The 12,657-nt window shown below is 42.3% G+C and carries 14 protein-coding genes and 1 pseudogene; 13 read left to right on the top strand and 2 right to left on the bottom strand.

Annotated elements, in window-relative coordinates:
• The first annotated feature begins 102 nt into the window (after positions 1-102).
• The 13 genes and pseudogenes from V1502_RS09900 (at position 103) to V1502_RS09840 (ending at position 9,398) form a co-directional block, all read left to right on the top strand.
• Positions 103-363, top strand: a complete 261-nt coding sequence (locus V1502_RS09900; protein ID WP_409254187.1) for a metal-sensitive transcriptional regulator — start codon at positions 103-105, stop codon at positions 361-363.
• An 88-nt stretch (positions 364-451) separates the two neighbouring features.
• Positions 452-679, top strand: coding sequence for a sulfurtransferase TusA family protein (locus V1502_RS09895; RefSeq protein ID WP_409254186.1), 228 nt, complete (start codon positions 452-454; stop codon positions 677-679).
• A 64-nt stretch (positions 680-743) separates the two neighbouring features.
• Positions 744-1,223 carry a DsrE/DsrF/DrsH-like family protein gene (locus V1502_RS09890; protein WP_409254185.1) on the top strand — a complete coding sequence of 160 codons (480 nt, stop codon included), beginning with the start codon at positions 744-746 and terminating at the stop codon, positions 1,221-1,223.
• A 247-nt stretch (positions 1,224-1,470) separates the two neighbouring features.
• The gene (locus V1502_RS09885; RefSeq protein ID WP_409254184.1) at positions 1,471-1,767 is read left to right on the top strand and encodes a rhodanese-like domain-containing protein; all 297 of its coding nucleotides are present in this window, start codon (positions 1,471-1,473) and stop codon (positions 1,765-1,767) included.
• A gap of 40 nt (positions 1,768-1,807) precedes the next feature.
• Positions 1,808-2,355 (top strand): annotated as a pseudogene (locus tag V1502_RS09880) (sulfurtransferase TusA family protein).
• Between the two features lie 166 nt (positions 2,356-2,521).
• A complete protein-coding gene (locus V1502_RS09875) occupies positions 2,522-3,634 on the top strand; it encodes an MBL fold metallo-hydrolase (protein WP_409254319.1) in 1,113 nt (370 codons plus the stop codon).
• 138 nt (positions 3,635-3,772) lie between these two features.
• Entirely contained in the window at positions 3,773-4,000 is a 228-nt protein-coding gene (locus tag V1502_RS09870; RefSeq protein ID WP_409254183.1) for a sulfurtransferase TusA family protein, read from the top strand.
• A 51-nt stretch (positions 4,001-4,051) separates the two neighbouring features.
• Positions 4,052-4,828 (top strand): sulfite exporter TauE/SafE family protein, encoded by a 777-nt coding sequence (locus V1502_RS09865; RefSeq protein ID WP_409254182.1) that lies wholly within the window; start codon positions 4,052-4,054, stop codon positions 4,826-4,828.
• Between the two features lie 372 nt (positions 4,829-5,200).
• Entirely contained in the window at positions 5,201-5,806 is a 606-nt protein-coding gene (locus V1502_RS09860) for a class I SAM-dependent methyltransferase (RefSeq protein WP_409254181.1), read from the top strand.
• Positions 5,807-5,853: 47 nt separating this feature from the next.
• The gene (locus tag V1502_RS09855; RefSeq protein WP_409254180.1) at positions 5,854-6,240 is read left to right on the top strand and encodes a YidH family protein; all 387 of its coding nucleotides are present in this window, start codon (positions 5,854-5,856) and stop codon (positions 6,238-6,240) included.
• 871 nt (positions 6,241-7,111) lie between these two features.
• Positions 7,112-7,810: a YetF domain-containing protein gene (locus V1502_RS09850; protein WP_409254179.1), complete on the top strand. Its 699-nt coding sequence runs from the start codon at positions 7,112-7,114 to the stop codon at positions 7,808-7,810.
• Positions 7,811-7,865: 55 nt separating this feature from the next.
• Complete coding sequence (locus tag V1502_RS09845) at positions 7,866-8,312, top strand: hypothetical protein (RefSeq protein WP_409254178.1); 447 nt, start codon at positions 7,866-7,868, stop codon at positions 8,310-8,312.
• Positions 8,313-8,495: 183 nt separating this feature from the next.
• The gene (locus V1502_RS09840; RefSeq protein ID WP_409254177.1) at positions 8,496-9,398 is read left to right on the top strand and encodes an AEC family transporter; all 903 of its coding nucleotides are present in this window, start codon (positions 8,496-8,498) and stop codon (positions 9,396-9,398) included.
• Between the two features lie 453 nt (positions 9,399-9,851).
• On the opposite strand, the gene V1502_RS09835 is transcribed toward V1502_RS09840, so the two are convergent.
• Both V1502_RS09835 and V1502_RS09830 read right to left on the bottom strand, forming a co-directional pair.
• On the bottom strand, positions 9,852-10,379 hold the full coding sequence (locus V1502_RS09835; protein ID WP_409254176.1) for a hypothetical protein: 528 nt from the start codon (positions 10,377-10,379) through the stop codon (positions 9,852-9,854).
• A 28-nt stretch (positions 10,380-10,407) separates the two neighbouring features.
• Complete coding sequence (locus V1502_RS09830; protein WP_409254175.1) at positions 10,408-12,453, bottom strand: PKD domain-containing protein; 2,046 nt, start codon at positions 12,451-12,453, stop codon at positions 10,408-10,410.
• Between the last annotated feature and the right edge of the window lie 204 nt (positions 12,454-12,657).

Below are 12,657 nucleotides of genomic sequence, written 5' to 3'. Positions count from 1 at the left end.
ATAAAATATAATCTTGAAATGCATTCCCATAAATAAAAAAATAGAGAATCTAGTCAAATTAGAATATAAACTCAAAAACAAAATAAACGGAAGGAGAAACCTATGGAATATAATGATCAGGTTAAAAACCGGATAAAACGGATGGAAGGGCAACTTCGAGGAATACTGAAGATGATGGAAGAAGGAAAAGATTGTAACGCAGTCACCACTCAGTTGTCTGCTGTTCGTTCTGCAGTTGATAGAACAGCCGGTGTCGTCGTAAGCTCAAACCTTGTTGAATGTGTACTTGAAACGGATAATAAAGGTGAAAACACCAACGATCTTATCAAAGAAGCAGTTAACTTGCTAGTGAAAAGCCGTTAAATCTCAAGGGTTGACATTCTTTTTTTAACCTTGTAACATACCCCTATGGGTAATTTATAATACATTTAATTAACTGGAGGAATTATAAATGAAAGCAGATAAAATTTTAGATGCAAAAGGGTTGGCTTGTCCAATGCCAATTGTGAAAACGAAGAAAGCAATGAATGAATTGGAATCAGGACAAGTTTTAGAAGTCATTGCAACAGATAAAGGCGCCAAAAGTGATTTGACTGCCTGGGCAAAGTCCGGTGGCCACGAATTGCTTGACCATAAAGAAGAAAATGCTGTATTTACTTTTTGGATTAAAAAAGGATAAATTTTTTTAGTGTTAAATATACCCCTCAGGGTAAAAAAACAGTAACCAGTAGGAGGAGATATTTTTGTCAGACAAGAAAAAAACAACGATTGTATTATTCAGCGGAGACTTTGATAAAACAATGGCAGCCTACATCATTGCCAATGGGGCGGCTGCGTATGATCACGAGGTAACCATCTTCCATACCTTCTGGGGATTAAATGCACTTCGTAAAGATGAAGATATGCAAGTGAAAAAAGGGTTTATGGAAAAAATGTTCGGAAAAATGATGCCAAGAGGCGCAGACAATATGGGATTATCCAACATGAACTTTGCAGGCTTCGGTCCGAAAATGATTAAAGATGTTATGAAGAAGCACAATGTAATGTCGTTGCCTAACCTCATTGAGATGGCTCAGGAACAAGATGTTAAATTAGTAGCATGCACGATGACAATGGATCTTCTCGGTTTGCAAAAAGAAGAATTATTAGAAAACATTGATTATGCTGGAGTAGCAGCGTATTTAGCAGATGCAGAAGACGGCAACGTAAATCTGTTCATCTAATCAGGATGACTGGTAGATAAAAAATACCTCTCGACATATTATATCAGTCACTCAGATCAAATACGAAAACCAATACAGGAAAAGATAGGTTTTTATCGATATCCCCTTAAGTAAAGTTTGATAATAGTAACTTTCGGGGAAAGATTGTATGAACTCGCCATTTTTGTTTATTGAAATAATATGTGAAAGCTCACTTTTTACCCTATAAGTATAGGAAAAGAAGAGCATAAAAAGGAGGAAATCAATAATGAAAGAAATTACACCTAAAGAAGTAGAAGAATTGATCAATGGCGGCAAAGATATCAACCTTATTGATGTGCGTGAAGAGGACGAAGTAGCTGAAGGGAAGATTCCTGGTGCGGTCAATATTCCTTTGGGGTTGATTGAATCCCGGGCGCGTGAGTTAGACAAATCCAAAGAATATGTAATGGTTTGCCGATCAGGCGGTAGAAGCGGACTTGCATGTCAAATCTTAGAGAACCAAGGCGTTGAAGTTATTAATATGACAGGCGGCATGCTCTCTTGGGAAGGTCAAACAGAATAATTTTTTCGCATGAATGTATACCCCATTAGGAGGTAACAGAATGGAAAGTGTTAAAGCGGATTCTGTATTAGATGCAAAAGGGCTGGCTTGTCCCATGCCTATTGTCAAAACAAAAAAAGCGATCACAAATTTAGAAGGTGGACAGGTGTTGCTGGTTCAAGCAACCGATAAGGGCTCCACAGCTGATATTAAGGCATGGGCAGAAAAAGCAGGACATCAATACTTGGGAACAATTGAAGATGGTGACGTTCTTAAGCATTACTTAAGAAAATCTTCTGAAGACGAGAAGATTGAGAAAAAACACCCAAATGTGGTCACCAATGAAGAGCTGAAAGCAAATTAGAGGAAAATATAGTTGTACTGGATGTACGGGAGCCAGCAGAATATACGTTCAATCACATTCCAAATGCCGTTTCGATTCCAATGGGAGAACTGGAGAGCCGTATGGGCGAATTGGATAAAAAGGATGAAATCTATGTCGTATGCCGTACTGGCAGCCGCAGCGATTTAGCTTCACAAAAACTTACTGAAAATGGGTTCAAAAAAGTTTTTAACGTTGTACCTGGCATGAGTGAATGGACCGATTAAACGGACTCTTTCAATCGCTTAGAAAAAAAGCAATTACAGATGGAGAGCAGGTTTATACTCTGCGAACTTATAAAATTTTAGCAGGCTAATGTCTATTCTGGAGAGCACATCAAATTTTTTTGTGAGAATTTATACCTAAGGGGGTAAAAAAGTGACAGTAACAGCTATGAATGCTAAAGAAGTGACGAAGAAAGTATTCAATAAAGAAGATTTATTTGTATTAGACGTCCGTAATGAAGACGCATATCAGGATTGGAAAATTGAAGGACATAATTTTGACTACTTAAATATTCCTTATTTTGACCTCCTCGATGGAATTGAAGAGATCATGGATAAAATTCCATCAGATAAGGAAATTCTAGTGGTATGTGCAAAAGAAGGATCTTCTGTCATGGTCGCAGAAATGCTTTCTGAGGAAGGATTGGATGTATTATACCTTGAAGGTGGTATGAAAGCATGGAGTGAACACTTGGAGCCGGTTAAAGTCGGGGACTTGAAAGACGGGGGAGAGCTATACCAATTCGTTCGTATCGGTAAAGGCTGCCTGTCATACATGGTTGTTTCCAACGGCGAAGCAGCGATCATCGATTCCACTCGCATGGCGGACATCTATACAGATTTCGCTGAGAGCTTGGATGCTAAAATCACACATGTATTTGATACCCATCTTCATGCCGATCACATTTCCGGCGGGCGTATCATCGCCGAGAAAACAGGTGCAACGTACTGGCTTCCGCCAAAAGATGCAGAGGGTGTAACCTTTGATTATGCAGCATTGGAAGATGGTAATGAAGTTGCAATCGGCAACACAAAAATCAACATTCATGCTGTGTATTCACCTGGTCACACAATCGGCTCCACATCATTTGTAGTTGATGACCAATACTTGATGACAGGCGACATCCTGTTCATCGATTCAATTGGAAGACCGGACCTTGCCGGCTTGGCTGAGGACTGGGTAGGTGATTTAAGAGAAACGCTTTACACACGTTATAAAGAACTATCCAATGAACTTGTTGTTCTCCCGGCTCACTTCATGATCATCGATGAGTTGAACGAAGACGGAAGCGTCTTTGAAAAACTCGGTGTATTGTATGAACAAAACCACGGTTTGAAAATTGAAGATGAAGGCGAGTTCAGATCACTGGTAACGGAAAACCTTCCGCCACAACCAAATGCGTACCAAGAAATCCGCAAGACCAACATGGGTCAAATAACACCGGATAATGACGAGCAGCGCGAAATGGAAATCGGACCTAACCGTTGTGCGGTGAGATAAGGGTTTAGTCGGCCGTATTAATATCCTCGGTAACAACCTATTATGTAATTGTGTCGTTTAACGACCTGGTTTTGTCGAATATCAATCAGCATTTGGAAAACTAACCAAAAAAACTATCAATTCTCAGGAGGCTATACAATGGAATCAACTAAAGTATTAGACGCAAAAGGCCTGGCTTGTCCTATGCCAATCGTAAAAACCAAAAAAGCCATCAACGAATTACAATCAGGTGACATCCTTGAGATTCATGCTACAGACAAAGGTGCAAAAAGCGACCTCACTGCCTGGGCAAAATCCGGCGGGCATGAACTTGTGAAAGATGAAGAAGAAAATGATGTCTTCAAGTTCTGGATCAAAAAAGGCTGAAAAAATAAAGGGAACCAATCCAAGGTTCCCTTTTTAAGGAGGGGATAGTAAATGGACATAGGATTTATTATCGTAATATTTTTGATCGGTTTTGTCGGCTCTTATATTTCAGGGATGCTCGGAATCGGTGGTTCCATCATCAAATATCCGATGCTTTTATACATCCCACCATTGTTCGGCCTGGCAGCATTTAGTGCCCATGAGGTCTCTGGAATCAGTGCCGTACAAGTATTCTTCGCGACCATCGGGGGTGTCTGGGCTTACCGAAAAGGCGGATATCTCAATAAGACATTGATAATCTATATGGGTGGTGCCATCCTGATTGGGAGTTTCATTGGTGGATATGGTTCCAAGTTAATATCAGAAGGCGGTATCAACTTAGTTTATGGTATCCTTGCTTTAATAGCAGCAATCATGATGTTCATCCCGAAAAAAGGAATCGATGACATCCCGCTTGATCAAGTGACATTCAATAAATGGCTTGCGGCTTCGTTGGCTTTAATCGTAGGGATCGGCGCGGGGATCGTAGGCGCGGCTGGCGCTTTCCTGCTTGTGCCAATCATGCTTGTTGTGTTAAAAATCCCAACTCGTATGACAATTGCTTCTTCCTTGGCAATCACATTCATTTCATCCATCGGTGCAACAATAGGGAAGATCACAACCGGCCAGGTCGATTACCTGCCTGCATTGGTCATGGTTGTCGCCAGTTTAATTGCGTCTCCACTTGGAGCCATGGCTGGTAAAAAAGTCAACACAAAAATCCTTCAATATATTCTTGCTGTCTTGATCCTTGGTACAGCGGTTAAAATTTGGATGGATATCCTATAAACATAAAAGACTCCGTTCTCTGGTATGATATGGCTAAACGCGATAAAATGATTTTTAGCTTTTCAAAAAGCTCACAAAAACAGTAATGTCTGAAAAAAGGTGATTTAATGCATAATAGACCATCTGACAAATGTAAGGGTTCCTGAGGAATCCAATCAAAAGAATCCCGGTCACTACGTAAATTCCTTCCACCTATATGACCGGGTGTTCTTGTTTGGCTCCTGGGAGGAGTCATTTTACTGCTTAATAAATTTTTTTGAAATTACTTTCCTTTTTGAGGACGGACTATGACTAATTAATGTACATTAAGTCAAATCCGTTCTCAAATTCCGGATTACATAAGAAAAAACAATGAGGAGGAGATGGTTCAATATGTGGAATGAAAGGTTCAGCAAACAAGAATATGTCTATGGGACAGAACCCAATCAATTCTTAGAATCGGCGTTTGAAAAGCTATCTCTATCCGGAAAAGTACTAGCTATTGCTGAGGGGGAAGGAAGAAATGCCGTTTATCTTGCTTCAAAAGGGTTAGATGTAACAGCTTGGGATTATGCACCCACTGGTTTAGAAAAGACCAAACGTCTTGCCCAGTCAAAAAACGTTCCTGTCAATACAGAGCTGGTAGACTTAAATCATGCTGATTTTGAACAGAATATATGGAATGCAGTCATTTGTATTTTTGGACATTTCCCAGACCCCTTGAAGCAAAAAACACTTAAAGGAGTAAAAGAAACAATAAAGCCGGGAGGGTATTTTGTTACTGAAGTCTATTCTGTTTTTCAAATACCTTATAAAAGTGGAGGTCCCAAAGAGGAAGGGCTGCTTTATCAACCCGATGACTTTTTACAGAACTTTAGTGACTGGAGGATCATCCATCTCTTCATGGGAGAAGTAGTAAGGCACGAAGGAGAGTTGCACAATGGTTTATCACATGTCATCCAATTCATCGGCCAGAAACCGGATGATCAGTCTAATTAAGCACAACAGCCGATTTCGGGGGATAGAGGTGGAGGTGGAAGGGAAGCATGAGAGATGAAGATCACATAAATAAAGAGAGACAACAAACAATTGAATCGAAATACATCCAACAGCATCTGGCAAGCGAAAGGACGTTCCTTGCCTGGATTCGAACGGCGATTGCCATAATTGGCGTTGGCTTCCTTGTGACGAACCTCCACTTTACAATGAGGTCGAGTTTATCTCCTGCAGTGGACCTGCTAGCCAATATCATCGGCTTAGCATCCGTAGGGCTCGGGATTTTGACTATCATTATGGCAATCGTCACCTACATGAAAAAAATTGATGCGATCAACACCGAGTCTTTCCGCACATCAAAGTTCACCATCGTGACCCTGGGTGTATTCGTCATTGTGATTGCGTTGATATTCGGTGCATATTTTTTAATGATATAGCCTCCAAAATGGGATCTTCTTTATGTACCTTGCTGTTTTTCCTGCCGTCTAATAGGGTGTAAAAGGAAACGATTAGCAGGGACATTAAAACATTTCTCCGCTAATCAGCCATTATAAACACGACTCGCCATCTATAATACGGCGTTTCCTCGCTTTTCATCCATTAATAAACTTGAGTCAACTGCTCTGATGGGGTGTTTCTTTGCTAATCCCCCCATTATAAACACAACTCGACGGCTCTAATGGGGTGTTTCTCCGTTAATCACCCCATTATAAACATAACTCGACGGTTCTAATGGGTTGTTTCTCCGTTAATCACCCCATTATAAACATAACTCGACGGTTCTAATGGGGTGTTTCTCCGTTAATCACCCCATTATAAACATAACTCGACGGTTCTAATGGGATGTTTCTCCGTTAATCACCCCATTATAAATATAACTCGACCGCTCTAATGGGGTGTTTCTTTGCTAATCACCCCGTTATAAACACAACTCGACGGCTCTAATGGGATGTTTCTTTGCTAATTAGCCCAGCATCTACACGATTCGGCTGCTCTAATGGGGTGTTTCTTTGCTAATCACCAGCATCCACACGATTCGACTGCTATAATGGGGTGTTTCTTTGCTAATCACCCCGTAACAAACGCCCCACAACGCTTAATATACGACCTTACAATACACCGCTCACAAAGAATGGAGAGTATTATCCCGGTTCCTGACATTGTAAAATCCGAACCCAAAAAACCCCTCACCCCGGGGCCGAACTACAGACTCTCCGGCAAGAGAACATCCGCTCTCTCCGATACCTGCGGCTCCACCTCATAATTTACCATGTAACGATAATACTAAGAAAAAGGAGGGGGGGACACATGGATGCCCTGGAAGTGTTATTGAGAGTAGTCATTACCTTTGTTGGCCTATTTCTCGTGGCAAGAATTTCAGGCAGAAAAGAAATCAGTCAGATGACTTACTTTAATCTAATTTCTGCTATTGCCTTGGGGTCTATTGGCGGTGCGATTATCTCCTCCGCGAATTTCTCCATTAGGAACGGGATACTTGCATTGAGCGGCTGGCTGATACTGACGCTGTTATTTGGATATATGGATATCAAGTCAAAGGGCGCCCGGAAGATCATTGAAGGTGAACCGATCATTGTCATCAAACAGGGGAAGATCATGGAAAAGGCCCTAAGCAGAACCCGATTGGATGTAGATGCTTTACTCGTCAAACTTCGCGAAAAAAACGTGTTTTCAGTCAGCGAAGTCGACTATGCAATATTTGAAACGGATGGAAAACTGTCGGTGATGAAAAAACAGGCACAGCAGCCGCTAACTAAAAAAGAGATGAACATTCCTTACAAGCATCTGCTCTACCCACAGACCACGGAAGTAATAGCTAATGGAAAAGTTATTGAAAACAATTTAAAGAAACTGAATCTGAAGGAAGAATGGCTCAAGCAGCAGCTCAGACAGAACGGAATTGGTTCTGTTTCGGAAGTGTTTTATGCCGAAGTTCAAAAAGATGGTTCATTGTACATAGATACCCGCCATGATAATATGACACACTAGTGTCCAATCGCTTGTCTCATCTCTTGAATAAGCTGTAACAGGAGGTGAGTTTTTAATGGGAAAAATTCTTCATTCCTTAAAGAAATTTTTCGATGCTGCCCCTAATCACTGTCCAGAGTTACCGCGTGTTTCAGAAGCAAGCAAGTGCCTTATGGTAAAAGATCGTTTGGCGTACTCCATCCAATATGATCCTCACTCAAAAATTCTTTTTCAATATATAAAGAAAAATGTCACCCTGAAAGAAGCCATGGAGACGGCCGGCAGACTTGCGCCGGGTTGGAGAATCGCGACACCAGGGGAGGTCCTCGGGGTGAGCGGGTTGTTTGCACATGTTACGGAAACATCTTTCAATCAATGTCCTTTACTCGTATGGTGTGATTGCCTTGAAACAAAGAAAATAGCAGTGATTAATCCGAAGTCAGATAATCTGCTGACCTTATGGGATGCGGGCTCTAAATGTAAAGCTGAAGTAATTTATGTATTCGATAGAAATAGACAGTAAGGTGACGAACAGCCGGCTGTTCATCACCTTATTCTTTTTTAGTAGGCTAATTACATAGAGGCAATAAGCAAATCGAAATACAATAATTGTCAGGCAAAAGTCAAGCAAGAATTGTTCATATGCTTTATACTAAATAAATGAAATTTATTATTTTAGAAAAATAGTAGTTTGGGGTTATGCTGGATGAATTTAATTTTAATCGTTTTGCCGGTTTTTATAATCCTGGCGGTTGGTTTTATCGGCCAACGAGTCCTTGATTTAGATATCAAGTCCATCTCGACCGCTTCTCTATATTTGATGCTCCCTTTTTTAGCGTTCCAGACGTTCTATGAAAATGAATTAACTATAAGTTACTTATATATCATTTTGTTTTGTGTTCTGCTTCTATTGGGGCTGGTGGTGATTTCCATTATCGCGGGAAGATTGACAAACCCACCGCAGCCCAAAACCTCTGCTTTCGTGCTGGCAGGCGCTTTTATGAACAGCGGGAATTACGGTGTCCCCGTCATTTTGTTTGCGTTTGGTGAAAGGGGTTTTCAGTATGCGGTCATCATGATGGTCATTCAATCGCTCTTAATGAATACGGTCGGACTTTATTTTGCGGCAAAAGGAAGCAAAAAAGGAGGGACCTTTAAGGATTCATTGGTCAAAATCATCAAGATGCCTGTTTTATATGGATCGGCTGCCGGGCTCTTATTGCAGGTCGGATCCGTCCATTTGCCAGACTTTCTTTATAATGGAATCGACCTGATTGCTTCCGCTGCCATCCCGACAATTATGCTTGTACTGGGAATGCAGTTAGCAAATATTTCAAAAAAGGACGTCCAAATGAAAGAATTGTCTGCTGTCCTGGTGATGAGATTTATTGCTTCACCGTTAATTGCGTATGGGATCACCGTCCTCCTTTCTTTAGATAGTCTGCTATCCAGTGTGCTGATAATATTGGCTGCAATGCCGACAGCTGCCAATACCACTATGTTCGCTGTACAGTTCGACACCGAGCCGGATCTTGTTTCGTTCAGCACATTGGTCACTACCTCTATCAGCCTCGTTTCCGTACCTTTGATGCTCATGCTGTTTTCTTAACGCAGTTTTCGTATATATTGTTGCTCTCGGAAAAATCCAAAGAGCCGGATTTTTCCCTTGGAGACAAGGGCTTTTTTAGCTGAAAAAGGTGAATTAGCTCTTTTCTTACTTGTTTATCAGGCTATTCCTGGTTAATTAAGTAGATTTTTAAAATTTTTATTAAATAGCAACGATGTTTACGAAAAGAGCCTTTCATAAAGAGACACAACCCCAATTAATATTTTTCACAAAAGTGAAGCCTGTATCCTACCAGAAGGATACAGGCTCTTTTTTACTGTATAGGAAACTATAAAAATCTATGGGTACAGATGCCAAAGATTGATTTCTGCATCCAGCTCCAGCACCTAGCCCCTCGGGTCATAAGCCGATTCGTCAAGAAGGTTAAAGAGCAACCTTTCCGCCGGCTCGTCTTATGCCTGTCGGGGCTGATCAAGGTGCTTCCGCTTTTGTTCTTTATCCAATTTTCAAAAGTTGAAGTGTCGGCATGCTATAACTTACATCTTCGGGTATATCTGCCATAAGTGTGACTTCATCACCTTCGAGCAGTGAAAAGAGAACCGAGGCACTTAAAGATTGCTGCTGTCCGGCCGCAGTTGCTGTAGTGAGGGAAGAGCGAATGTCTATAGTATCATTGACAAGCAGATAAAAGTTCGAAGATTCAGGATTTCCTGCAGCAGCTTCCAGGTTAACTTTATAGCTGATTTGATAAGTTCCAGCTTCCAATACTTTCAGTCCATTGTTATCCATCTCAGTATTGGTTAAAGGTCCTGGAACATTCAAAGGAACCACGCCCGGACCTCTTCTTGTTCCTTGAAAATACCCGTACCCATGGGTGACTGCCAGCACACCGGGCGCTCCGGGATCGCCTTTTGGCCCCCGGGGTCCAGGTTTTCCTACAGGCCCCCTTGGACCTCTTTCGCAGCACACGCAAGAAGCACAATTTCCGCTCAATGCTTTCAATTGAGAATAGTAGAATTCCATTTTTAAGCTCCTTTCATAATGAGTTTTTTTACTGACGGATATTAATCGGAATATCCAGGAGGGTCCCGCCTGCCGATGATTGGACGGAAATTGAACGGCTGGCATCTGGTATCATGGAAGAGCCTTCAATCCTGAACTCCCATTCACCAAGATTATCGGCTATTGCTTCTGCCAGGACTGTGCCGTTGAGATCTTCACCAAGGTAGATCGTGACCGTCACACCGCTTGTGGCCGTTGTGGTACCGCTGATACGCCATTCCGCATCCCTGGTTCGGAATTCCGCTCTGGTGATTGAAAGTATATCCTCTGCAGATGAAATTTCGACAGAATCACTTGAACTTCCGCCAGGACCGATTACGGTCAACTCAAAGATTAATGTTGCCTGCTGATTCGGAAAGGCAAAAGAAGAGACAGGTGTATCCGGGTCAGTTAAGGTTACTGGCGGTCCGGCAACCTGTGACCAATTGTAATCCGAAATCACTCCAGTTGAACGGCTTCGGAGAGTGACCTGTGTTCCAGGCGATACCAACTGATCCGGACCTGCATCTGCCACAGGAGCAGGAACTGTTTCGCTCACTGTGATGGTGACTGTATCTGTGGCTGTGTTTCCCTCCGGCCCCGTAACAGTTAATTCAAATTCCAGTGACGTATCAAGGGAAGGAGCTGTAAAAGTGGGCTGAACCGTATCTGCACCAGTTAAGACAACCGGCTCTCCATCGATTTGTACCCAATTGTAAGAGTCAATCGCTCCAGTTGATCCTGATCCATCCAATGTGACATTGCTACCCCATAAAACAGTCTGGTCGTTTCCTGCATTTGCGGAGACCGGAAATGGGTCGGTGTTTTCTCCTGTAATCACCACCGAAACCTCTGCACTTCCTCCTGCGGAAGATACGATTCGGATGACTGGAGGTACCAAGGTGATACCGGGTACCGTTAGAGTTCCATCTTCAGGAATGGCCATTACACCATTGCCAAAGTCAGAAATAGTTAGTTCGGGGTTTCCTATTTCATCGCTAGAGCTTGCTATCACCGTCAAGGTCAAAGCATCTGTGTCATATATCGCTTCCGCCCAAACGAAGTCAACCGGCTGAACAATTTTGACTGTTGGAGGGCTGTCTGAAGCATTGGTCACCTTGATGCTGTCAGGCGCGTTGGTTCCTTCAAATTCCGTTCTAGCAAAATACACTCCATTGCCGCCTATCAGCCCCGCAGGAGTTACTCCCTGGCCTGAGACCTGAATGTCCTGAGGAGTCGAGTCCGAAGTCACAAAAACATCGATAAAACCTTTTCGTTCTTCTGTTCTTGAGTAGTTGGCTCTTTCTATATCAAGCCCGGAGACAGTTGATAATTTACCGGCAAGGGTAAAGAGCCTTGTTTCGATTGTGTCAGCAGGATCAAAACCTGGTGTTACAGATGCATCTGGCGAACCAATGCCGATCCCCGGTCCTCGAATTCGGAAAATATTCTGGGGGGCACCGGTTTCATCTGTAAAAAGACTGCCGACAATAGGATGCGGTACGGCCGGATCTCCTATATAGCCTGCCGGAGCGGAAGGAGCAACCTCGGGATCCCATTGCAAAAAAGGGTGAATCCGGCTTGCCAATGCAGACTCAAAATCCTGAACATCGCCAATATCTTCAGAAAATCTAATTTCGCCCACTTCAGGCTCATCTTCATCGGCAACTTCTGCTATGAACGTATCCGTCCCATAAGGATGGGTGACAATATACTCCTCATTTGCCCGAAGACCCGATACCCTGATCCGGACACGGCCGAACACCATCTGATCGCCTTCTCTTGGAATTTCATCTGAGAATGCACCTTCCAATGCCAAAACCAACAGGGCTCTTTCTCCTGTTCCAGTGGTCATTTGTGCTTCAGCAAGCATGTAAAATGCTTCCGAAGGGAAATTGTCCGGAAATGAAACAGGCCGGGCAGGATCGGGTAGGTCTTGTGGTGAAAGGATGGAAAGCGGATCAAAAGCATTGGTATTCAAGGCCAGTCTTATTCCATTTTTATCTTTATACCACATCGGAAATCCATTACTGGGATCGATTGGACCTACAATCATGTAAAAACCTCCTTAAATTACTTTTCAGATTCATTGTGCCAAATCAACTCCTCTACCACAGTACGCACAATCAGCTGAGCGAAGAGTTACTAATTCAATCTCTTACTATTCAGTAAATGTACAGGCGATTTAAATGGTGTAAAAAACGGGCTGGACTCTTACCAATAGATATAAAACTTATAGAATATGTACCTATTAGTCATG

The sequence above is a fragment of the Rossellomorea sedimentorum genome (assembly GCF_046237645.1).
In the GTDB taxonomy this organism is placed as follows: Bacteria; Bacillota; Bacilli; order Bacillales; family Bacillaceae_B; genus Rossellomorea; species Rossellomorea sedimentorum.
This window is presented reverse-complemented; position numbering and strand designations above follow the sequence as displayed.